This window comes from Bradyrhizobium sp. INPA03-11B, assembly GCF_040446015.1.
Lineage (GTDB): Bacteria > Pseudomonadota > Alphaproteobacteria > Rhizobiales > Xanthobacteraceae > Bradyrhizobium > Bradyrhizobium macuxiense_A.
Genome location: NZ_JASGSR010000120.1, coordinates 1 through 23,166 on the forward strand (window position 1 = coordinate 1; position 23,166 = coordinate 23,166).

The following is a 23,166-nucleotide window of genomic DNA, read 5'->3' on the forward strand; positions in this document are numbered from 1 at the left end:
CAAGGGGGGAGGGTGCCCGACAGTTTGCTCACCTCACGTCATGACGAACCGATTCTCGCGCACAGCCACAGCCGTTACGGCTGCGGCTCGGCTTTCGCAAAGCGGTCGTCGAGCGCATAGCCGGCGCCGCGCACGGTGCGGATCGGATCCTGCTCGCGGCCCGGATTGAGCAGCTTGCGCAGGCGGCCGATATGCACGTCGACGGTGCGCTCATCGATGTAGATGTCGCGGCCCCAGACGCTGTCGAGCAGCTGCTCGCGGCTGAACACGCGGCCGGGATGCTCGAGGAAGAATTCGAGCAGCCGGTACTCGGTCGGACCGAGATCGATCGGACGGCCCGAGCGCGCCACGCGGCGCTTCTCGCGGTCGAGCTCGATGTCGCCATAGGTCAGCACGGTCGCAAGCCGCTCCGGGCTCGCGCGGCGCAGCAGGCCCTTCACCCGTGCCAGCAATTCGGGCACCGAGAACGGCTTGACGATGTAATCGTCGGCACCGGTGGCAAGTCCGCGCACGCGCTCGCTCTCCTCGCCGCGCGCGGTCAGCATGATGATCGGAAGCTGCTTGGTCTCGGGCCGCGCCCGCAGGCGGCGGCACAGTTCGATGCCGGACAGGCCCGGCAGCATCCAGTCCAGCACCACGAGGTCGGGAACGCGCTCCTTCAGCCGAGTATCGGCATCGTCGCCGCGCCCCACGGTTTCGACATCGTAGCCTTCCGCATCGAGGTTGTAGCGCAACAACGTCGTCAGCGCTTCCTCGTCTTCGACTACCAGAATGCGTGCGCTCATCGGTTTAAGTTCTTTCTCTGTGGTGATCCGTTGCCCAGACGCAAACCGAAACGCTTACTTTCCTGAGCATAATCCCCGCGGACACGACTTGTCGGAAGGACAATCCGGCTCCGCGGTTGCGGATCATGTTCTAGGTACCCGGCACCGTGGTGGCAAAAGTCGTCATGTCGCCCTTCGGGCGCTTGTCGGTGATCTGCTGACCCTCGATCATGTAGAACACCGTCTCGGCGATGTTGGTCGCGTGATCGCCGATCCGCTCGATGTTCTTGGCGCAGAACATCAGATGGATGCAGAACGAGATGTTGCGCGGATCCTCCATCATGTAGGTGAGCAGCTCGCGGAACAGCGAAGTGCAGATCGCATCGACCTCCTCGTCGCCCTTCCAGACGTTCATCGCCGCCGGCAGATCATGCGCGGCATAGGCGTCGAGGACCGACTTGACCTGCGACAGCACGAGGTCGGTCATGTGCTCCAGGCCGCGGATCAGCTTCAGCGGCTGGAAATCGCTTTCCAGCGCCGCGACGCGCTTGCCCATGTTCTTGGCGAGATCGCCGATCCGCTCGAGGTCGGTGGCGACGCGCATCGCGCTGACGATTTCGCGCAGGTCGATCGCCATCGGCTGGCGGCGTGCGATCGTCAGCACCGCGCGCTCTTCGATGACGCGCTGCAGGTTGTCGATCTCGATGTCGGCGGCGACCACGCGCTTGCCGAGCGCGACGTCGCGACGGATCAGCGCATCGACCGACTCGGTAATCATCCGCTCGACGAGGCCGCCCATCTCGGCGACCAGGCGGGTCAACTCCTGCAGGTCGCTGTCGAATGCCTTGGCGGTATGTTCAGAAGCCATCGTCCCTCTCCTCAGCCGAACCGGCCGGTGATGTAGTCCTGGGTGCGTCGATCGCTCGGCGAGGTGAAGATCTTGTTGGTGTCGTCAAACTCGATCAGCTCGCCGAGATACATGAAGGCGGTCTTGTCGGAGACGCGCGCCGCCTGCTGCATGTTGTGGGTGACGATCGCGATCGTGTAGTCCTCGGAGAGCTCCTGGATCAGCTCCTCGACCTTGGCGGTCGAGATCGGATCGAGCGCCGAGCAGGGCTCGTCGAACAGGATCACCTCGGGGCGCACCGCGACGGTCCGCGCGATGCACAGGCGCTGCTGCTGGCCGCCGGAGAGCGACAGGCCGGAGGCGTTCAGCTTGTCCTTGACCTCGTTCCACAGTGCGCCGCCGCGCAGCGCCTTCTCGACCCGGTCGTCCATCTCGGACTTCGAGATCTTCTCGTAGAGGCGGATGCCGAAGGCGATGTTCTCGTAGATCGTCATCGGGAACGGCGTCGGCTTCTGGAACACCATGCCGACCCGCGCACGCAGCAGGTTGAGGTCGAGCTTGGGATCGAGAATGTTGGTCTGGTCCAGCATCAGCTGGCCGACCGCGCGCTGGCCCGGATAGAGATCGTACATCCGGTTGAAGATGCGCAGCAGGGTCGACTTGCCGCAGCCCGACGGGCCGATGAACGCCGTGACGCGGTTGGTGCCCAGCGTCAGGTTGATGTTCTTCAGCGCGTGGTGCTCGCCGTAATAGAAGTTGAGGTTGCGCACCGTGACTTTCGGCGGCGCTTCCGGAAGCGGAACCTGGGGAACGTGGCCCGCGGCAGTCGTGGAAACGGAAAGCTCGGTCATTTTGCGGCCCTTTCGGCACCAAGGATACGCGCGCCGATATTCAACGCGAGCACGGTGAATGTGATCAGCAGTGCGCCGCTCCACGCCAGCTCTTTCCAGTAGGCGTAGGGGCTCTGCACGAAGTTGTTGATGGTCACCGGCAGGTTGGCCATCGTCTTGGTCAGATCGAGGCTGAAGAACTGGTTCGACAGCGCGGTGAACAACAGCGGCGCGGTTTCGCCGGCGACGCGCGCGGTCGCCAGCAGCACGCCGGTGATCAACCCGCTCCGCGCAGCCCGATAAGCGATCCGCTTGATCACCAGCGAACGCGGCAGGCCGAGCGCGGAGGCCGCCTCGCGCAGCGGATTGGGCACCAGAAGCAGCATGTCCTCGGTGGTGCGCAGCACGACCGGGATCACGATCACTGCGAGCGCAAGCGCGCCTGCGATCGCCGAGAAGCCGCGCATCGGCACCACCACCGCGCCATAGATGAACAGGCCGATGATGATCGAGGGCGCGCTGAGCAGGATGTCGTTGATGAAGCGGATCACCGAAGTGAGCTTGTCGTGCTTGCCGTACTCGGCGAGGTAGGTGCCGGCGAACAGGCCGAGCGGCGCGCCGATGCCGACGCCGATCACGGTCATGATGACCGAACCGACGATGGCGTTGAGCAGACCGCCATCGGTGGAGCCCGGCGGCGGCGTGTTCTGGGTGAACAGCTGCACGCTGAGGCCGGCGATGCCGTTGTAGAGCAGCGTGATCAGGATCAGCGCCAGCCATGTGACGCCGAACAGCGCGGCGCCGACGCAGAGCGCGCGAATGACGATGTCGCTGCGGCGGCGGGATTTGTAGATCGGGTTCATGGCGTCACCTCCCCGCCTTCTGTTCAAGCCGCATCAGCATCAGCCGCGCGCCGGCGAGCACGAAGAAGGTCAGCACGAACAGCAGGAGGCCGAGCAGGATCAGGCCGGACTGGTGCAGGCCGTCGCTCTCGGCGAATTCGCTGGCGATGGCCGCCGAGATCGTGGTGCCCGGCGCGAAGATCGACGACGAGATGCGGAACGAATTGCCGATGATGAAGGTCACCGCCATGGTCTCGCCGAGGGCGCGGCCGAGCGCCAGCATGATGCCGCCGATCACGCCGACGCGGGTGTAGGGGATCACCACGCTGCGGACGACTTCCCAGGTGGTACAGCCCATGCCGTAGGCGGCCTCCTTCAGCACGGGCGGCACGGTCTTGAACACGTCGACCGAGATCGCGGTGATGAAGGGCAGCACCATGATGGCGAGGATTAGCGCGGCGTTGAACAGGCTGAGATAGGACGGCGGGCCTGCGAACACCGCGCCCAGCACCGGGACGCCCTCGAAGATCCTGATCATGAAGGGCTGGAACGTGTTGGCCAGGAACGGGCCGAGCACGAAGAAGCCCCACATGCCGTAGATGATCGAAGGGATGCCGGCGAGCAGCTCGATGGCGATGCCGATCGGGCGGCGCAGCACTTGCGGACAGAGCTCGGTGAGGAACACGGCGATGCCGATGCCGACCGGAATGGCGATCAGCATCGCGATGACCGAGGTGATCAGCGTGCCGTAGATCGGCCCGAGCGCGCCGAGCACCGGCGGATCGGCCGAGGGCGCCCAGCGCTGCGTCCAGAGGAAGGCGAAGCCATATTCCTTCATCGCCGGCCAGGCGCCGACGATCAGCGACAGGATAATGCCGCCGAGGATCAACAGAACCGAGATCGCTGAGATGCGGGTGATCCAGTAGAAGGTCAGATCACCCAGCTTGAAGGCGCTGAGGGCCTTGGCGCGATCGTAAGGTCCCGCGGCTTCCATCACATCGCTCTGAACAGCCATGTCTGCCACGCCAATCCCCTCGTTTTTATTTGAAACCTGCACAAACCGCCACGCCCCCGAAGCGATCTTCACTGACGCATGAGGCCGGGCGTCGTTCCGGTTGCGCCGGGGGCGCGAACCCGGGCCCCATCCGCGCGTCTTCGGCGGTGACGGAACCCGGGCCTTGGTCGCTCAACCTGCGCCGCCGGTGAGGCGGCACAGGCGTTGTTCGAAGCGTCTGACTTAGCTCTTGATGTCCGACGACCAGGTCTTCTCGATCAGCTTGACGACCGAGTCCGGCATCGGGATGTAGTCGAGCTCTTCGGCCGCCTTGCCACCCTTTTCGAAGGCGTACTTGAAGAACTTGAGCGCTTCCTGCGAGGCCGCCTTGTCGGTCGAGTCCTTGTGCATCAGGATGAAGGTCGCCGCGGTGATCGGCCAGGAGGCTTCGCCCGGCTGGTCGGTCAGGATCACGTAGTAGCCGGGGGCCTTCGACCAGTCGGCATTCGACGCAGCGGCCTGGAAGGCGGCAATGGTCGGCTGCACGGTCTTGCCGGCCTTGTTGACCAACGCGGCGTAGGTCAGCTTGTTCTGCTTGGCATAGGCGTATTCGACATAGCCGATCGCGTTCTTGGTCTGGCTGATGTTGCCGGCAACGCCTTCGTTGCCCTTGGCGCCGACGCCGACCGGCCACTCGACCGCGGTGCCGGAACCGACCTTGGACTTCCAGTCGGCGTTCGACTTGGAGAGGTAGTCGGTGAAGTTGAAGGTGGTGCCCGAACCATCCGAACGGCGCACGACGGTGATGGCGTCGGCCGGCAGGGTCAGCTTCGGATTGAGCTTGGCGATCGCCGCGTCATTCCACTTGGTGATCTTGCCGAGATAGATGTCGCCGAGCACTTCGCCCGACAGCACGAGATCGCCGGGCTTGACGCCTTCGACGTTCACGACCGGAACGATCGCGCCCATCACCATCGGCCACTGGACGAGGCCGTCCTTCTCGAGCTGCTCGGCTTTGAGCGGCGCATCGGTGGCGCCGAAGGTCACGGTCTTGGCCTGGATCTGCTTGATGCCGGCGCCGGAGCCGATCGACTGATAGTTCAGGCCATTGCCGGTGTCCTTCTTGTAGGCGTCAGCCCACTTCGAATAGATCGGGAACGGAAACGTCGCGCCCGCGCCGGTAATATCGGCAGCGAAGGCCGACGTCGACGCGGCGACCATGCCGGCAGCGACGATTGCTTTGATGAAATTCATGGGGTGGTCTCCATCTTGTGAGCGAAGCGCCGAATGCGCCCGATCGCGCTCACGCCGGTCCATCTAGGAGCGGTCGGTGCTGCTTTTACGAAGGTTGGATGACAGTTGGATGACAGCGCTAAGCGGCTGAAAATGCTTAGCTTTGGGTCGGAAGCGAGGGCTTCGGCCGGGGAAAACAGGCGGTAAATGTCGCGCCATTGTTCGGCACGCTCTCGATCAAAAGACGCCCGCGATGACGGTTAAGAATATGTTTCACCAGCGATAATCCGAGGCCCGTTCCGCCCTGGTTACGGCTGTCGCCGACGTCCACCCGGTAGAACCGCTCGGTCAGCCGCGGCAGGTGCTCCGGGGCGATGCCGGGACCGAAATCCCGTACCATGACACGGATTTCGGGACTCCCCTCGCCCGATGCGCCCGGAACGGTCTGATTGAGCGACACTATGACGCGGCCGCCCGAGGCGCCGTATTTGAGGGCATTCTCGATCAGGTTCTCGAACAGGCGGAGCAGTTCCTCGCGGTCACCGGCGATCGTGACCGGGGCCTGCGGCAGGTCGACGTCGATCTCGACCTGCCGCTCGCTGGCCAGCGCCTCGAGCCCGTCGGCCACCTGGCGGATGATCGGCACGATGTCGATCGAGGCCTCGGGCCGCACATGGGCCGACAGTTCGACCCGCGACAGCGACAGCAGGTCGTCGATCAGCCGCGCCATGCGGGTGGCCTGGGTGTGCATGATGCCGAGGAAGCGCTCGCGCGCCCGCGCGTCCTCACGCGCCGGCCCCTGCAGCGTGTCGATGAAGCCGGACAGCGCGGCCAGCGGCGTGCGCAGCTCGTGGCTGGCATTGGCGACGAAGTCGGCGCGCATCTCCTCGACCCGGCGCAATGGCGTCAGGTCGTGGAAGGTCATCAGCATGCACTTCTCGGTGCCGCCGAACTGGGTCGGCACCGGCACCGGCGTGATCACCAGTTCCATCCAGCGATCGACCGGCACGTGGTCGGTGTAGGTGGCGCGGCGCGGCTCGGTGGTCGCGATCGCCTCGCGCAGCGCGGTGATGATTTCAGGCGAACGCAGGGCAAATTGCGCCAATTCGTTCTTGCGCAGTGCCGGCGCGAGCTGGGCCGCGGCGGCATTGAGATGGATGACGCGGCCGGCGCGATCGAGCAGCACGGCGGGATCCGGCATGCCGGCGACGACGGCACTGACGGCCGCGGCCTCGACCGGATTAACGCCGCGGACATCCTCACGCGAGGTCCCGGCATCGTGCAGCCGCCATGGCACCAGCGCCGCGGCCGCGATGCAGACGAACACCGCGCAGGCCCGCACCAGCGACAATTCGCCGAGCGCGACCACCACGCTGAGCGCCAGCGCCGCGGCAAGCAGGATCAGCGCGGAATGGCGCAGGCGGTCGGGCCAGGGCGAGAAAATGGATTGCGGGGTATCGTCAATTGCCATCGCGGCGGCTTTCTTCCCGTCGGTTCGTGTCTCGCCCAGGCGCGGTCATGTCGACCATCCCTCGGGAGGCATCGGGCCGCGTCATCAGACCCCGGAATCACCGCGCTTGCGGACCAGAACCGCCTCATGGTGCGGCTCGGCGCGGGGACCCGAATCAGTCTGCGGCAGCCGTTTGAGTCGGGCGCCGACGATAACCTCCCGAAACGTCAGCAAGATTACAGATATGACGAATGGCGCAATATAGTAGAGCAGGCGGAACAGCAGCATGCCGCCGAGCAGGTCCTCGCGGTCCATCTGCCAGAGGCCGACCAGCATGGCGGCGTCGAACACCCCGAGCCCGCCGGGGGAGTGGCTGGCGAAGCCGAGCAGGGTCGCCGACACGAAGATGACCGCGACCACGACGAAGCCGAGATTAGGCTCGTCCGGCACCAGCACGTACATCGCCAGCGCGCAGAAGCCGAGGTCGATGATGCCGATCGCGATCTGCAGCAGCGTCAGCGGGCCGCCCGGCAGGGTCACCGTCCAGGGCCCGCGGCCGACCACCCGCGGCTGGGTCCAGACCCAGACCACATAGGCGACCAGCGCGATGATGATGCCGAACGCCAGCGTGCGGTTGAGCCAGGGCGGTAGCTGGTCGATGTTGGCGGCGGCCTCCGGGTGATAGGCGATGCCGAGCCCGAGCACCGCGGCGTTGCCGAGCCAGAAGGTCAGGCCGGCGAGAAAGCAGATCTTGGCGACGTCGATCGCGTTCAATCCCCAGGCCGAATAGATCCGGTAGCGCACCGCGCCGCCGGTGAAGACGCTGGCGCCGACATTGTGGCCGATCGAATAGGAGGTGAATGCCGCGAGCGCATTGATGCGATAGGGCACGTGGGCATGGCCGATCGCGCGCACCGCGAACAGATCGTAGAAGGTCAGCGTGAAATAGCCGGCTGCGACGAATAGTCCCGCCAACATGATCTGCCGCGGCTCGGTGCTCTTGATGGCCTCGAGCACCTCGTTGGTGTCGATGCCGCGCAGCATGTGGTAGAGGACGTAGCAGGCGATGCCGATGACGGCGATGCTGATGACAACACCCAGCCGATGCAGGAGTTGCTTCTGGCGTAGAAACGCCATCGCCCTGCGTATTGCTTCCAGCATCTAGACCTCGAATTGCGATCCCGCGACGACGGCTCCCGGGCGATCTCCGCCGGCGCTTCGCTGTGCCCTGCCCCGTGTAGCGCGTTTTAAGCCGCAGTGGAATTCGTCAAACGACAATAAAACGCGCATCTTCAAGATATTAGGGATGATTCATGACAGCGGGTGCACAAATATGCGCGTTTCCCGCCACCTTCGACAAGCTTGACGTGCAACGTCCGGCAGTTAGCCCGGCGAACGGTCCGCAGGGCCATCCGGTAAACTACGGGACGACAGGTCACCGCGCCGTGATGGAGCGCCAATGTCAGCTCGCCGGCTTGCTGCGCGAGACCACCCAGTCGCGCAACCAGGAACCGATCGCACAGCCGGCGAGATAGAGCGCGAACATCATCAGGAAGAGATCGAGCCAGTAGCCGAAACGGCCGGGTACGACCCGCGCGAACGATGCCGCCACCAGCGCGGCGGCGAGCAGCGCGAGCCAGATCATCCAGACCCGTGAGACGGCCTGCGCCCGGTGCACCACCGCGATCCAGCCCATGCCGAAGCCGAGCAGCGCGGCGCCGAGCAGCCAACCCCAGAAGAATGTCGCGAGCACGGTCATCGCTACTTCACCACGAATTCGATGCGGCGGTTCTGCGCCTTGCCGTCTTCATTCTCGTTGCCGGCAAGCGGCTGCGTGCTGCCATAACCGATCGGCGTGAAACGGTTGGCAGGCAGTCCGGCGCGCACCAGGTAATCCACCACGGCCTGCGCGCGCCGCTCCGACAATGCCTGGTTGGCCGCCTCCTCGCCATCGCTGTCGGTGTGGCCGGCGACCTCGATCGTCGCATTGGGGCAGCGCATCGCGGTCTCGATCAGGCGGTCGAGCAGGCCGGCGGAGTCAGGAACGATGTCGGCCTTGCCCGACTCGAAGCGGATCTTGCCCTTCGAGAGGATCTCGGAAAACAGCTGCTGGCACACAGTGGGATCGACCGGCGCCGCCGCCGGCTTGACCGTGACCTCGGCCTTGTACTGCCAGCCCTGCGGAAAGTCCTTGCCGAGCCCGTCGCGGATCTGGCCGGCCGCGGCATCGTAGAGCGCATCGCCCGACAGCTTCACCTCGCGATCCGATACCACGAGCGTGCCGGTCGACAGCCGCGACAGCGCACCGAGCGCCGGCACCACCGCCGCCGCAAACCCCGAGGGCGCGCCGATGCTGGCCTTGAGATTGTCGACCACCTTCTCGCTGAAGAACTTGCGGCCGGCGGCGGCGACCAGCGTGGCATGCACGTTGTTGTCGGGCACGTAGCCGGTCAGCGTCAGCGTCACCGCGACCGGGTCCTTGTAGGCCTGGAACACGTAAGGCGGCGCCTTGATGTCGTTGGCGGCGATCGAATAGCCCTCCGGCAGGTTCTTCAGCGCCGCCGCGACCGCTTCGCGTCCGCCGAGCTCGCGGGCCATGCCGGCGAGCGCTACCTTGTTGTCGGTCAGCGTGACCTTGCCTTCCTTCAGCTTGCCGATCTGGTCCAGCAGCAACAGCGCCGCCGGATCGAATCGCTGTGGCGCGCCGCGGGCGAGCGCCATCTGATCGACCACCTCGACACCGCCGAGGCTGGCCTTCGCGGCCTCGGTCAGCTTGCTCTTGCTCGACGGCAGCGGCGCATTGCCGCCAAGCGTGACGCGCACCACGTCGCGCTCCGCCGACCACACATAGGGCTTGGCCTCGGGAACAAGGCGGGTCTCGTCGTTGACCAGCCGCACACCCGGCACGGCTTCGACCGACGCCACCGCACTGAGGCGGCCGTCCTCGGAGAAGGCATTGGCGGCAAACGTCACGTCACGGCCGTCGACGCTGATGCGGCGCTTGTCGAGCACGGTGTCCTTCAGTGCGGCATTGGAGCGCGCAGCGAGATCCGCCTCGACCGTCGCCGTTGAGGTCCAGGCCGCGATACCCCACAGGACGACCAGTGGAATCACCCCCGGCCACCACTTGCTACTCCACTTGAAAAGTCCGTGCATTCAGCGTCCTGCGGGTCGGGAACCAGAGAGAAAACAAACCCTTGGCTGACTGTCAAACCCCAAATCGACTGTCATGGCGGGGCGCCAAGTCGGACCGGGATAACAGTTTCTTCAGTGGTCTTTCGCTAAGTTTGCGGCGGAATGCAAATCGGCCAGCCCGTGCCCTCATGAAACAACTCCGCAACACCGTGATCCGTGCCGGGATGGAGGCGTTGTATTTTTCGGGTGCGCACATCCTGCTGCGGCCGATTTTCGCCGGCGTCGGCGCCATCTTCATGCTGCACCACGTCCGCCCGCGGCGCGCCGACGCATTCCAGCCCAACCATCATCTCGAGGTCACGCCGGACTTCCTGCGCGCGATGCTGACGCATCTGCGCGCGCTCGATGTCGACATCATCAGCATGGACGAGGCGCATCGCCGCCTCACCGAACGGAATTTCGCGCGGCGCTTCGCCTGCTTCACCTGCGACGACGGCTATCGCGACAACCGCGATTTCGCGCTTCCCGTGATGCGCGAGTTCGGCGCGCCGTTCACGGTGTTCGTCGCGAGCGATTTCGCCGAGGGCTGCGGCAAATTGTGGTGGATCGCGCTGGAGCGGATCATCGCGGCAGCATCGGCGATCGAGGTGCCGATCGCCGGCGTCATGACGCGGATCGACGCGGCGACGCCGCAAGCCAAGCGCACGGCATTCGGCCGCATGCATGACTGGCTCCGTTCGCTGCCGGGCGAGACCGAGATGCAGGCCGAGATCTCAGCGCTGTGCGTCCGCCACGGCGTCGACGAGGCCGGCATCGCGCGCGAGCTCTGCATGTCCTGGGACGAACTGCGCGGCTTTGCCGCCGATCCGCTGGTCACGATCGGCGCGCACACCATCACGCATTGCAATCTCGCCAAGCAGAGCGAGACCATCGCATCGTTCGAGCTCGCCACCAGCCGGGCGCGGATCCAGGACGCGTTGCAGCGGCAAGTCGCGCATCTCGCCTATCCCTATGGCGACCGGATCGCCGCCGGGCAGCGCGAATTCGCCCTCGCGAGGTCAATCGGCTTCCGGACCGCGGTGACGACGCGGCCGGGCATGCTGTTTCCCGAAAGCGCCGACCACATGACCGCCTTGCAGCGGGTCTCGCTGAACGGCAATTACCAGGACGCACGGCTGTTGCCGGTGCTGACCTCCGGCGCCGCCACCGCGGTGTGGAACGGTTTTCGCCGGATTGATGCGGCTTAGAGCCTGCATACGTAGCCCGGATGAAGCGAAGCGCAATCCGGGACGGCCGCCGCCACGAATAGCTGCACCGGATTTCGCTTCGCCGCATCCGGGCTACAGATACCTCCCCTCCTTCCTTGACTCGATCCCCGGCCACGATCAGAACCATCGGCAACGCAATGGAGGAGCGCATGTTCAAGGATCTGTTCTCACTGAAAGGCCGCGTCGCATTGGTGACCGGGGGATCGCGCGGCATCGGCAAGATGATCGCGGCCGGCTTCCTCGCGCAGGGTGCCGCCAAGGTCTACATCACCGCGCGCAAGGCAGGTCCCTGCGAGGCCACCGCGCAGGAGCTGTCAGCCGCCTATGACGGCGAATGCATCGCGCTGCCGATCGACATCTCGACCGTCGAGGGCTGCGACAAGCTCGCGAGCGAAATCATCAAGCGCGAGCCGAAGCTCGACATCCTCGTCAACAATGCCGGCGCGGCCTGGGGCGCGGATTTCGACGAATTCCCGGAGAGCGGCTGGGACAAGGTGATGAACCTCAACGTCAAGTCGATCTTCTTCCTGACCAAGGCGCTGGCCAAGCCGCTGCGCGCGGCGGCGAGCCACGACAAGCCCGGCAAGGTGATCAACATCGCCTCGATCGACGGCATCTTCGTCAACCCGATGGAGACCTATTCCTATGCCGCGAGCAAGGCCGCGGTGATCCACCTGACGCGCCGGATGGCGACGCGCCTGATCAAGGACAACATCAACGTCACCGCGATCGCGCCCGGCGCCTTCAAGTCGGACATGAACCGCGCCGCGCGCGACCACGCGGATGAAGTCGCACAACGCGTTCCGTCGCGGCGGGTCGGCAGCGACGAGGATATGGCGGGCACCGCGATCTACCTCGCCTCCCGCGCCGGCGACTATGTCGTGGGCAACACCATCGCGGTCGACGGCGGCGTGGTCTACGCGACCGCGGGACTGGAGATCGCGGGGTAGCCAAGCGCGACGCTCAGGCCGAACAAAACTAAACCGCTCGCAACGGACGACGGCAGCACCGGTGGTGCCGAATACCTTCCTAACGGCGCTCCGCTCCAGCGGAGCGCCGTTACTCGATCATATAGCCCAGCGCGCGATACCCCGCCCGTCGTTTCGCGGCCATTCGGGCGAGAACCGGAACAGTCTGATCGACATAGTCGACGACTAGGACGTCCTTCTTTCCATCGTGCTCACGATGAAGCCGGCCGACGTACTGCGCTAATGTCCCCTTCCAAGCGATCGGCATCGTCAAAAACAACGTGTCGAGCCGAGCGTCATCAAAGCCTTCACCAATATAGCGACCCGTCGCCAATATCAGGCGCTCCTCATCATCCGACACTTGCATCGCCGCGTTCGCCATTCGACGATCCCCCGCGGACATACCGCCACGCAGCACGACGAGATTTTTCACGAACGGTGTGAACCGCTGCCGAAGGTATTCAAGATGGTCTTTTCGCTCCGTCAGAACGATGGGCGATCGTTTCGCCTCAAGTGATTTTAACACATCGTCAAAGATCAGATCATTCCGCCCACTGTCTTGCGCCAGAGCTGCATAGATTGCAGGCATTGAGGGACGTTCGACCGACGCCAGAGGGGCAGGCAGTTCGAATTGCGTCGAACGGTCGCGCGCACGATGACGGATGCCACGTTCGGCAGCCTGAACCCGTGCATCAACCCTATAGCGAACGGGACCGCATTGCATGAAGATGATCGGATGATGTCCGTCTTTTCGCGCGATGGTCGCCGACAAGCCGACGACGTATCGCGCCTTGGACCGCCGCGCGACAAGCTCGAAGCTTGTTGCGGATAGATGATGGCATTCGTCGACGATCAGGTGACCGTATCTGGCGACGATATCCGCAACTTCGCCCTTACGAACGAGGCTCTGGATGAGCGCGACGTCTATGACACCCGTGGGCCGTCTCTTCCCACCACCGACAACCCCGATGCGCTTCGGGTCTACATTCAGAAAGGATCGTAGACGCTCCACCCACTGATTGAGCAATTCTCGTCGATGGACAAGAACGAGTGTATTCCGGTGGCGATGAGCAATAAGCGCTGCTGCAACAACGGTCTTGCCAAATGCGGTTGTCGCGGCAAGCACGCCATTGTCGTGGCGGGCGACAGCATCGAATGCCCTCGACTGCGGTTGTCGCAATTCGCCTCGGAAGCAAATATCCGCAGGCAGCGGCATGCCAACCTCGCGACAATCATCCAACTCCGCAACGGCACCGTGGCTTTTGAATAGATGGATAGCCTCATCGAGGCAGCCTCGGGGTAACGCAACATGCTGCGCACATAACTCGGCACATGAGACGACCCGAGGCTTGCCGAATGTCGGCATCCGCATGGCTTGCGCGCGATAGAACTCCGGGTTCTGGAACGCTGCCAGGCGAATAAGCTGCGCAATCAGAGGCGGCGGAAGACCCGCCCTGTCGATGTAAATCTGATCAGCAATCACGATCCTGACGTTTTGCGGGATGGCAGTGTCTATGCGTCGCGGCGCACTACGGCGCGACGGCGACATCTTCCACGGCTCGTCGGCATGCTCATCGTCGACCGGCATGCGAACATCCAAGACTCGACCCGACCGTTCAGCCTCGTCCGCGATTTTGAAGACCGTGACCGCCGACAGTCTTGGCGGAGACGACAGATACGCCCATTGGTCGTCGTACGGTCGCAGGCCCTCGTCGACAAAGACGCTATTGCCGATCTCACGAGCCTTTCTTTGCAACGGCAAAGCAATCAGATTGCCGAAGCCGCCGAAGGGCATCATATCCTGGTTCGGAAAGAAGCGATCATAGGACGTGAAGCCGATCTCGGGACGTTTCTCCAGCGTCTCCGTGATCAGGGCAGAGCCCATCTGCCTTGCGGTCCTTGCCGGTACAGGCTCGGAGAAGAATATCCAGACATGGCCGCCGTTCCCCGACCTCGACCGTTCCAGGGCGGCGGCAATTCCTCTCGCGTGGCAGATACCTAGCAATGCCCTCGCATCATCCGCCCAGCTATCCTTGTCGAAATCCGCGGCTAGGAACCAGCATGTCTCATCTTGTAGTAGCGCATACACTCCGGCGACAAAGTCAGCCGAGGGGGAATCGCCGCCACGCAGATGCTTTTCGATGATGTCGCCGGAGGGTGGGATGAATGCCTGATGTGGGCACTCTCCGCATTTAACCTTCGGCTTCTCGCAGATCCCCTTCGCCCACTCGTTGGAACAAGCTGGCGAATATCCTGAACCTCCGGTCTTTCTGTTCTCCCATCGAACCGGAAAGACATCAGGACGCCCAGCAAATAAGCTGCGGAACAGCGCGATTTTCTCCGCCGATGACGAGCGGTTGGTGACAGTAGCGTCGGCAAGGGCATTCCGAGTTGCCGCTTGACGATCGGATATCAACTTCTGCTCAAGTGTCTCCAGTTCGAGCGCAAGCGCCGACCGCTCGGCATCAAGGACGGCTAACCGCCTTTGAATACGCACGATCTTGTCCGAAGTGCCATCTATGTCGGCCAAAGCTTCAGCCTACTTCTGACCGTTCAATTTACGGCGACCATAGGCCAAAGCCGCCTCAGGCTTAAGAGAGGTAATTACATGGCGCGCAGCGGTTGAATGAGTTGTTGCGAACTCCGGACTTCGCCATTCCGGTCTGCGCACCCCTGACTGAGGTGGAAGATCAGAAGCGCCATCAGTTCACCTCGTCCGCCCGAGCCGGATTGAGGCCCGTGGCAACGGCCTCGCCGAAAAGCGGCCGTTTTGACCATGTGCGCGCCTCCGATCACAGACGTGACACCTCTAGCGCTTGTCATTCAAATGCATTACATTGAATGCGAGGAAGGAGGTCGCCATGGCTTCAAACGCTCTGGTCCAAACCCGCATCGACGCGGACGTAAAGGAAAAGGCCACCGCGGTTCTCGAGAACATGGGCCTCACGGTATCCGACGCCGTGCGGATCCTGCTGACGCGCACAGCCAACGAAGGGATGCTGCCGCTGGAGCTGGTGAGCAACAGCCAAGCCTATGACAGCTGGTTTCGTGAGAAGGTGCACCAGGCGCTGGCGGATACCCGGCCCAGTATCGATGATTCCGAGGTCGAGGCGCATTTCGCGCAACGCCGGGCCGCTGCACTTCGAAAAGCGGCTGGGCATAAACGGTGAAACTGGTCTGGTCGCGCTTCGCGTTGTCCGATCGCGACGAGATTTTCAGCTACATCGAAGCTGAGAGCCCGCGCGCCGCGGTGCATGTTGACGAACAGATTGCCGATGCCACGCGGCGCTTGCTCGACTTTCCTGACAGCGGCCGGCCCGGACGTGTCGCGGGGACGCGCGAGTTGGTCATCCCACGCACTCCTTATGTCACGGCATACCAAGTCGACGGTGAGACTGTTCGCGTCTTGCGCGTCCTTCACGGCGCGCGGATGTGGCCCGACGAGTTTTCAGGCGATGATTGAGGCCGGCTCCGTACGATACCTTGCGGCAGGAGCTGAGCCGTTCACCCCCCTCGACACTGAGTTTCAGTGCTGACCTTAGCTTGGCACCGGCCCCAAAAAAGAAAAGGGGCGAGCCAGGACCTTGTTCGGCTCACCCCTTTCCGGCCCCTCCGGGAGGAGAGGAACGATCAGGTCACGATGCGATCCCGCATCATGACCTCATTATTGTTTGAGCACGATCTCTTCGGAAAACCGCTTCACACTTTTCCGGATCATGCTCGAGCGGATCAGCTCTCGATCCTCACATATTCGAAATCGCCCGGCTTGTTGTCGATGCCGACCTTCGGCGCCGAGATCCAGGAGGCGAACTCGCCGGGCTCGGTGACCGGCTTCATCAGCGAGGCGATGAAATCACCGTCCGCGGTCGACGGCAGCCAGTCGTTCTTGCGGCTCGCCCAGGTGGCGTCGTCGATCAAGAGGCCATCGGGCGTCGCATGGACGTCCTTGAACTCGCCGATCTGGCGGTGGAAGGCGGTGTTCGGCACCGTCAGCTTGTAATCGATGCCCGCGGTCGAGATCACCTTGTTCCAGCGCAGCATGCCCTTGACGCAATCCTGCGTGTAGTCGTCGCGCAGCCGCATGTTGAGCGCGGTCAGCGCCGGCTCGTCGACCATCTTGATCTGGCCGTCGACCAGCTTCATGACCGGATAGGTCGAGTTCTTGAGCTGATGATCGTCCTCGATCGTGGTTTCCTTGTAGCGGCCCTTGATGCCGGCGTTGAAGGCGTTCGCCGCATTCGTCGACACTTCCGAGCCGAACAGATCGAGCGACAGCGAATAGTGCAGGTTCAGCTTCTTCTGGATGGTCGGCAGGTCGATCACGCCGAGCGCGCGGATCCTGGCGATGTCGTTCGGATCGGTGATGCCGGCTTCCTTCATCGCATCGCAGGTGCGCTGCACGACGCGGGTGATGCCGGTCTCGCCGACGAACATGTGATGGGCTTCCTCGGTCAGCATGAAGCGGCAGGTGCGCGACAGCGGATCGAAGCCCGACTGCGCCAGCGAGTGCAGCTGCATCTTGCCGTCGCGGTCGGTGAAGTAGGTGAACATGAAGAACGACAGCCAGTCCGGCGTCGCCTCGTTGAAGGCGCCGAGCATGCGCGGCGAATCCGCATCGCCCGAGCGGCGGCGGAGCAAATCGTCGGCTTCCTCGCGGCCGTCGCGGCCGAAATACTTCTGCAGCAGGTAGACCATCGCCCAGAGATGGCGGCCTTCCTCGACATTGACCTGGAACAAATTGCGCATGTCGTAGAGCGACGGCGCCGTCTTGCCGAGATGGCGCTGCTGCTCGACCGAGGCCGGCTCAGTGTCGCCCTGGATCACGATCAGGCGGCGCAGCATCGCGCGATGCTCACCGGGGACTTCCTGCCAGGCCGGCTTGCCGTAGTCTTCGCCGAACGGAATGACGCGGTTCTCTTCCTGCGGGGCAAGCAGAATGCCCCAGCGATATTCGGGCATCCGCACGTAGTCGAACTTGGCCCAGCCGCGCGGATCGACCGAATAGGCGGTGCGCAGATAGACCAGCGACTCCTGGAAGCCGTCCGGCCCCATGTCCTTCCACCAGTCCATGTAGCCGGGATGCCAGCCCTCCAGCGCCTTGAGCACCTGGCGGTCCTCGGCGAGATTCACGTTGTTTGGAATCTTGGTCGAGTAATCGACGTTCATGATGTTCATGTTCATGGCGTGCTCCTTAATATCGCTTCGGTGCGTATCGCGTCTTGCTCAACCGTCATCCTGAGGAGCGCGTAGCGCGTCTCGAAGGATGCTTGTCTGGCATTCTTGCCTCCAATCATCCTTCGAGGCTCGCAAGCGCTCGCACCTCAGGATGACGGCGGTATTCGCCTCTACACTCGCGTCATGTCGAATTGCGCCTTCTGGCCGGTGCCGTAGCGGCGCAGCGCGCCGTCCTCACCGACCGCGTTGGGCCGCTGGAAGATCCAGTTCTGCCACGCGGTGAGGCGCGAGAAGATCTTCGATTCCATGGTCTCCGGCCCGACGAAGCGCAGATTGGCTTCCATGCCGGTGAGGCCGTCGGGCGAGAACGAGGTGCGCTCCTCGAAGAACACGCGGACCTCGTCGTCCCAGTCGATATCGTCGAGCGCGAAGGTGACGAGGCCGAGCTCCTCGGCCTCTTCGGCGTCGAGCGCCTTGCCGATCGAGCCTTGCGCGCGCTCCAGATCCGACGGGTCGGCCTGGAAGCGCGATTGCAGCCGGGTCAGGCCGTGGCTCATCGGGTACGGCCCGAAATTCATCGCGGTCAGCTCGATCGCCGGCGGCGGGCGGTTGTCGCCCTGCTTCTGGCCAATCAGCATGTAGGAGCGGTCGGCGGCGAACACGAGCTCGGCCAGCGTGCCGACGAAGCAGGAGCCGGGCTCGACCAGCGTCACCAACGTGCGCGAGGTGACGTCGATGCGCTTGAGCACGCGCTTCCAGTAATGCCTGACCTCGTTGACCAGCCAGTGCGCCTTGTTGGCCTCCATGAACGCGTCATAGGACACGACATTGGCGCGTTCGCCATGGCTCTTGAACACCAGCATCGCGATCTCGAGCTCGTTGATGCGCAGATGCAGGATCGCATCGTCGAGCTCGCGGGCGACCTGCAGCGGCCAGAACGCCGCGCCCTGCCCGATCATGCCGTCGAGATCGGCGGGTGCGGTGGTTTCAGGCGCCTTGATCGAGATGGTGGCGATGCGCGCCGCGCGATCGATGTCGACGCTGACGAAGCCGTAGCGGATCGCGCTGTCGTCGATGGTGCGCTTCAGCCGCGTCAATGCGAGGCCCTTGCCCGCGCCGTTGCGCTTCGACTTCGCGGCAAATTCCTTGACGCGCTCGGCGAGCTTGCCCTCGAGCTTGGAGTTCGGCGCGATCTCGTCGACCAGCCGCCATTGCACCGCGCGTTTGCCCTTGATGCCTTCCTCGATGGTGCAGAAGAAATCGGCATGGTCGCGGCGCACCTTGCGCTTGTCGACGACGCGGGTGAGGCCGCCGGTGCCCGGCAGCACCGCAAGCAGCGGCACTTCCGGCAGCGCGACGGCGGCGGCGCCGTCATCTGCCATCATGATGTGGTCGGTCGCGAGCGCCAGCTCATAGCCGCCGCCGGCCGCGGTGCCGTTGACGACGGTGATGAAGCTCTGGCCGGAATTCTCGCTGGAATCTTCCAGGCCGTTGCGGGTCTCGTTGGTGAACTTGCAGAAGTTGACCTTGTGGGCGTGGGTCGAACCCGCCAGCATGCGGATGTTGGCGCCGGCGCAGAACACCCGGTTCTTGCCCGAGCGCATCACCACCACCTTCACCTCGGGATGCTCGAAGCGCAGCCGCTGCACGGCGTCCGCCAGCTCGATGTCGACGCCGAGGTCATAGGAATTGAGCTTGAGCTGATAGCCCTCGAACAGGCCGGCGTTCTCGTCGACGTCCATGGTCAGCGTCGCGACGTCGCCGGCGACGTCGAGCTTCCAGTGCCGGTAGCGCGACGGCTCGGTCTGGAAATCGATGTACTTCGCCCCGCCTGCGAGGACGCGATCGTCACCAGCCATGGGCCACCCTTACCTGTTGTTCGTTTGAAGGTTCGTCTTGTCTTCATGCACAATAGTGCATGTTTTCGATCTAGTCCAGTTCAAAACGCAAAAACATGCATTTTGTTTCATGTCCTGGAAAAATCGTTTGCTCGGCCAATGGCCTAACACCGGCAGGAAATGTCAGGCCGCCAGTGCCGGGTCGTCGCGCAGCGCAGCGCGAGCGAATTCGGTGACCGCGTCCAGCGTCACCGCGGGCGCCTCGCGGTGCGGCGAGTGGCCGGCGCCGGCGATCGCGGCGACATCGACCGGGCAGTAGCACTCCTCCTGAGCGATCTCGACCTGGCGCATCGTGCCGTATTGATCATCCGCGCCCTGCACGATCAGCACGGGCACGCGGATATAGGCGAGATATTCGGAGATATCCCAATCGCGGAATTTCGGATCGAGCCAGGCGCCGTTCCAGCCATAGAAGGCGTTGTCGACATCCTTGTGCCAACGCCCGAGCTTCTGCTTCAGGTTGGTGGTCTCGTACGCGGTCTTGATCTCGGCGATCGAGTGCACCGAGATGTCCTCGACGATGAAGTGCGGCGCGAGCAGCGCGAGCCCGTGCAGGCGATGATCCTGATGCGCGCCGGCATAGATTGCGGCAATCGAGGCACCGTCGGAATGGCCGAGCAGCAGGCCGCGGCGGAAACCGACCCGGTCGAGCAGCTTCGGCAGCACGTCGAGCGCCTCGCGATGCATGTAGTCGACCGGACGCGGCAGTCTTGCCGGCGACGACGCGCCATAGCCCGCGCGCGAATACGCGAACACGCCGGCGCCGGTCGCGGCCTGCAGCTTCTCGGGGAAGTCGCCCCACAACCCAACGCAGCCGAGACCTTCGTGCAGCATCACGATGGTCGGTGCTGCCTCGGGTGACGGACCGATCATGCGGTATTCGAGATCGGAGTTGTCGATGCTGAGGAAGCCTGTGGGGTTTAGGTTTTGCATGATGGCTCCCTCATCGTCGTCCCGGCGAAGGCCGGGACCCATAACCACAGGCTTCAGTTGTTGCGCAAAAGCCGTCGAACAGCATCTCTCAAAACGAAGGCCGCGGCGTACGGGTCCCGGCTTTCGCCGGGACGACGTATGGAGAGGCAGTGCTAATGTTCGCGCAATTTGAAGCGCTGGATCTTGCCGGTCGCCGTCTTCGGCAGATTGTCGACCACGTCGATCCAGCGCGGATATTTCCACGGGCCGATCTTCTGCTTGACGTGCTCCTTCAGCGCTTCGCGCAAACCTTCGGCCGAGCTCTCGGGGCGCAGCACCACATAGGCCTTCGGCTTCAAGAGCCCTTCCGGATCGGCTTCCGGCACGACGGCGGCTTCCAGCACCGCGGGATGGGTGATCAGCGCGCTCTCGACCTCGAACGGCGAGACCCAGATGCCGGAGACCTTGAACATGTCGTCGGCGCGGCCGCAGAAGGTGTAACGGCCGTCGGCATCGCGCGTGTACTTGTCGCCGGTGCGGGTCCAGGCGCCCTCGAAAGTGGCGCGGCTCTTGGCACGCTGATTCCAATAGCTCTCGCCGGCCGAGGGCGCATCAACCAGCAGTTCGCCGACCTCGCCGTCCGCGACATCGGCACCGCTCTCGTTGACCAGCCGCACCTTGTAGCCGGGCACCGGACGGCCGGATGAGCCGTATTTGATGTCGCCAGGCGCATTCGACAGGAAGATGTGCAGCAGCTCGGTCGAGCCGACGCCGTCGAGGATGTCGACGCCGAACCGCGTGCGCCAGGCATTGCCGACCGATTCCGGCAGCGCTTCACCGGCCGAGGTGCAGACCCGCAGGCGATTGCCGCCGGACTGCGCCTTGGTCGCCTCGTCGTTCAGCATTGCCGCGAACAGCGTCGGCACGCCGAAGAAGATGCTCGGATGATATTTGTTCATCAGCGCGAACATCACCGCCGGCGTCGGCCGCTCGGAGTTGAGCACCGTGGAGGCGCCGACCGACATCGAGAAGGTCAGCGCATTGCCCAGCCCATAGGCGAAGAACAGTTTTGCCGCCGACAGGCCGACATCATCCTCGCGGATGCCGAGCACCTGTTTCGCATAGGTCTCCGCGGTCGCGGCGAGATTGGAATGCAGATGCCGCACGCCCTTCGGCATGCCCGTCGAGCCCGACGAATAGAGCCAGAACGCCGGCTCGTCGGCATGGGTCGGCGCGGTGGTGAACACGTCGCTCTCGCGCGCGATCTCGTCGGCGAGCTTCTCGTGGCCGTGCGCATCCTTGCCGGAGACCACGACATGCTCGAGGTCGGGCATCCGCGCGATGACGTCCTTCACGACCGGCAGCAACGCCTCGGACACGAACAGCACGCGCGCGCGGCAATCGCCGAGGATGTAGGCGTATTGCTCTGATGTCAGCAGCGTGTTGAGCGGCACCGGCACCACGCCGGCGCGGATCGCGCCGAGGAACACGATCGGGAAATCGACCGTGTCCAGCATGATCATGGCGACCCGCTCCTCGCGGCGGACGCCGAGCCGGCGCAGCATGTTGCCGACCCGCCGGGTCTGCTGCTGCAACTGGCCGTAGGTGATTTGCGACACCGTGTCGTCGAACACGACCTTGTCGGCGCGGCCTTCATCGACGTTGCGGTCGAGCAGCCAGGAGACTGCGTTATAAGTCATGCCCCGCTCCCCGGACCTTGCTTGGGACCCAGACGCGCCACGCTTCCCTCTCCTGTGAATTTAAGAATTATAATTCATACAAAGCCACTACGTTGGCTTGCTGTCAATCCTTATCGGCATTATGTTTCCTAGCATCTCGGTCTGATTCAGCCAGGACCGCGCGTCGCACAGGGATCATGACCGCAGCCAACGATCCGGAAACCGACTTCCTCGAGCAGCTCGGCCAGCGGGTGCGCACGATGCGCGCCCTGCGCGGCATGTCGCGCAAGGTGCTCGCCAAGGTCTCCGGCATTTCCGAACGCTACATCGCCCAGCTCGAAAGCGGCAAAGGCAATGTCTCGATCGTGCTGCTGCGCCGTGTCGCAGGCGCGATGGGCGCCCATCTCGAGGACCTGATCCCTTCGAGCGAGCCGGTCCCGGATTGGGCCGTGATCCGCGACCTGCTGCGCAAGGCCTCGCCGAACCAGATCGCGCAGGCCAAGGACATGCTCGCCGGCAGCAGCCCGCTGGCGCCGCGCCGCGCCTCGTTCTCCGGCATCGCGCTGATCGGCCTGCGCGGCGCCGGCAAGACCACGCTCGGACGGATGCTGGCGAAGAAGATCGGCTGGAGCTTCGTCGAGCTCAACAAGGAGATCGAGGCCCAGAACGGCCTGTCGGTCGCCGAGATCATCGCGTTGTACGGCCAGGAAGGCTTTCGCCGCATGGAGCAGGCCGCGCTGACGCAGCTCTTGGCGCGCAAGGAATTGATGGTGCTGGCGACCGGTGGCGGCATCGTCTCCGAGGCGCTGACCTTCGATTTGATCCTGTCGTCGTTCTACACGATCTGGCTGAAGGCCGAGCCGGAAGAGCATATGGCCCGCGTCCGCCGCCAGGGCGATCTGCGCCCGATGGCCGACGACCGCTCGGCGATGGCCGAATTGCGCAACATCCTGGTCAGCCGCGAGCCGCTCTACGCCCGCGCATCGGCGGTGGTCGACACCGCCGGGCTCTCGGTCGATGCCGCCGCGGCGCGGCTGATCGATTCCGTGCGGCCGGTGCTGCAGAACGAGGCGCGGAGCTTCGGGCTGCGCAGCGTGGCGCTGTAGCGCACAAACGTTAGGTCAGATTGCTCCAACAGCGAGTTTCGCTGCACCTCTCCCGCTTGCGGGGG

The 23,166-nt window shown here is 64.0% G+C and carries 20 protein-coding genes; 5 read left to right on the forward strand and 15 right to left on the reverse strand.

The window, feature by feature from the left end:
• Window positions 1–74: 74 nt before the first annotated feature.
• From phoB to QMZ05_RS33295, 10 genes are all read right to left on the reverse strand, one after another.
• Window positions 75–785 carry a phosphate regulon transcriptional regulator PhoB gene (gene phoB, locus QMZ05_RS33250; RefSeq protein WP_016844067.1) on the reverse strand — a complete coding sequence of 237 codons (711 nt, stop codon included), beginning with the start codon at window positions 783–785 and terminating at the stop codon, window positions 75–77.
• A gap of 130 nt (window positions 786–915) precedes the next feature.
• Entirely contained in the window at window positions 916–1,632 is a 717-nt protein-coding gene (gene phoU, locus QMZ05_RS33255) for a phosphate signaling complex protein PhoU (RefSeq protein ID WP_074131129.1), read from the reverse strand.
• Window positions 1,633–1,643: 11 nt separating this feature from the next.
• Window positions 1,644–2,462 (reverse strand): phosphate ABC transporter ATP-binding protein PstB, encoded by an 819-nt coding sequence (gene pstB, locus QMZ05_RS33260; RefSeq protein WP_016844065.1) that lies wholly within the window; start codon window positions 2,460–2,462, stop codon window positions 1,644–1,646.
• Window positions 2,459–3,304 (reverse strand): phosphate ABC transporter permease PstA, encoded by an 846-nt coding sequence (pstA, locus tag QMZ05_RS33265; protein WP_146988394.1) that lies wholly within the window; start codon window positions 3,302–3,304, stop codon window positions 2,459–2,461. Before pstA ends, pstB begins: the two co-directional genes overlap by 4 nt.
• 4 nt (window positions 3,305–3,308) lie before the next feature.
• Window positions 3,309–4,298: a phosphate ABC transporter permease subunit PstC gene (pstC, locus tag QMZ05_RS33270; protein ID WP_353704598.1), complete on the reverse strand. Its 990-nt coding sequence runs from the start codon at window positions 4,296–4,298 to the stop codon at window positions 3,309–3,311.
• A 222-nt stretch (window positions 4,299–4,520) separates the two neighbouring features.
• On the reverse strand, window positions 4,521–5,531 hold the full coding sequence (pstS, locus tag QMZ05_RS33275; protein ID WP_353704599.1) for a phosphate ABC transporter substrate-binding protein PstS: 1,011 nt from the start codon (window positions 5,529–5,531) through the stop codon (window positions 4,521–4,523).
• A gap of 136 nt (window positions 5,532–5,667) precedes the next feature.
• The gene (locus QMZ05_RS33280) at window positions 5,668–6,981 is read right to left on the reverse strand and encodes an ATP-binding protein (protein ID WP_353704600.1); all 1,314 of its coding nucleotides are present in this window, start codon (window positions 6,979–6,981) and stop codon (window positions 5,668–5,670) included.
• Window positions 6,982–7,065: 84 nt separating this feature from the next.
• Complete coding sequence (locus QMZ05_RS33285; RefSeq protein ID WP_353704601.1) at window positions 7,066–8,121, reverse strand: UPF0104 family protein; 1,056 nt, start codon at window positions 8,119–8,121, stop codon at window positions 7,066–7,068.
• Window positions 8,122–8,422: 301 nt separating this feature from the next.
• Window positions 8,423–8,719 (reverse strand): hypothetical protein, encoded by a 297-nt coding sequence (locus tag QMZ05_RS33290; protein ID WP_353704602.1) that lies wholly within the window; start codon window positions 8,717–8,719, stop codon window positions 8,423–8,425.
• Between the two features lie 2 nt (window positions 8,720–8,721).
• Window positions 8,722–10,116: an OmpA family protein gene (locus QMZ05_RS33295; protein WP_353704603.1), complete on the reverse strand. Its 1,395-nt coding sequence runs from the start codon at window positions 10,114–10,116 to the stop codon at window positions 8,722–8,724.
• A gap of 167 nt (window positions 10,117–10,283) precedes the next feature.
• Here QMZ05_RS33295 and QMZ05_RS33300 point away from each other — a divergent pair, with 167 nt between their 5' ends.
• Window positions 10,284–11,342 (forward strand): polysaccharide deacetylase family protein, encoded by a 1,059-nt coding sequence (locus QMZ05_RS33300; RefSeq protein WP_353704604.1) that lies wholly within the window; start codon window positions 10,284–10,286, stop codon window positions 11,340–11,342.
• 170 nt (window positions 11,343–11,512) lie between these two features.
• Window positions 11,513–12,313 carry an SDR family NAD(P)-dependent oxidoreductase gene (locus QMZ05_RS33305; RefSeq protein ID WP_074131134.1) on the forward strand — a complete coding sequence of 267 codons (801 nt, stop codon included), beginning with the start codon at window positions 11,513–11,515 and terminating at the stop codon, window positions 12,311–12,313.
• Window positions 12,314–12,422: 109 nt separating this feature from the next.
• On the opposite strand, the gene QMZ05_RS33310 is transcribed toward QMZ05_RS33305, so the two are convergent.
• A complete protein-coding gene (locus QMZ05_RS33310) occupies window positions 12,423–14,861 on the reverse strand; it encodes a DEAD/DEAH box helicase family protein (protein ID WP_353704605.1) in 2,439 nt (812 codons plus the stop codon).
• Between the two features lie 331 nt (window positions 14,862–15,192).
• Between QMZ05_RS33310 and QMZ05_RS33315 the strand changes: the two genes are divergently transcribed.
• A complete protein-coding gene (locus QMZ05_RS33315) occupies window positions 15,193–15,501 on the forward strand; it encodes a type II toxin-antitoxin system RelB/DinJ family antitoxin (RefSeq protein ID WP_353704606.1) in 309 nt (102 codons plus the stop codon).
• Window positions 15,498–15,794, forward strand: coding sequence for a type II toxin-antitoxin system RelE/ParE family toxin (locus tag QMZ05_RS33320; protein ID WP_353704607.1), 297 nt, complete (start codon window positions 15,498–15,500; stop codon window positions 15,792–15,794). Before QMZ05_RS33315 ends, QMZ05_RS33320 begins: the two co-directional genes overlap by 4 nt.
• Window positions 15,795–16,060: 266 nt before the next feature.
• Here QMZ05_RS33320 and boxB read toward each other — a convergent pair whose 3' ends face one another.
• From boxB to QMZ05_RS33340, 4 genes are all read right to left on the reverse strand, one after another.
• Window positions 16,061–17,512: a benzoyl-CoA 2,3-epoxidase subunit BoxB gene (gene boxB, locus QMZ05_RS33325; protein WP_353704608.1), complete on the reverse strand. Its 1,452-nt coding sequence runs from the start codon at window positions 17,510–17,512 to the stop codon at window positions 16,061–16,063.
• Window positions 17,513–17,676: 164 nt separating this feature from the next.
• Entirely contained in the window at window positions 17,677–19,365 is a 1,689-nt protein-coding gene (gene boxC / locus QMZ05_RS33330; protein WP_353704609.1) for a 2,3-epoxybenzoyl-CoA dihydrolase, read from the reverse strand.
• A gap of 162 nt (window positions 19,366–19,527) precedes the next feature.
• Window positions 19,528–20,337 (reverse strand): alpha/beta hydrolase, encoded by an 810-nt coding sequence (locus QMZ05_RS33335; protein WP_353704610.1) that lies wholly within the window; start codon window positions 20,335–20,337, stop codon window positions 19,528–19,530.
• 152 nt (window positions 20,338–20,489) lie between these two features.
• Window positions 20,490–22,016, reverse strand: coding sequence for a benzoate-CoA ligase family protein (locus QMZ05_RS33340; RefSeq protein WP_353704611.1), 1,527 nt, complete (start codon window positions 22,014–22,016; stop codon window positions 20,490–20,492).
• A 92-nt stretch (window positions 22,017–22,108) separates the two neighbouring features.
• On the opposite strand from QMZ05_RS33340, the gene QMZ05_RS33345 reads away from it, so the two are divergent.
• Window positions 22,109–23,101: a helix-turn-helix transcriptional regulator gene (locus QMZ05_RS33345; RefSeq protein WP_353704612.1), complete on the forward strand. Its 993-nt coding sequence runs from the start codon at window positions 22,109–22,111 to the stop codon at window positions 23,099–23,101.
• The last annotated feature ends 65 nt before the right edge of the window (window positions 23,102–23,166 follow it).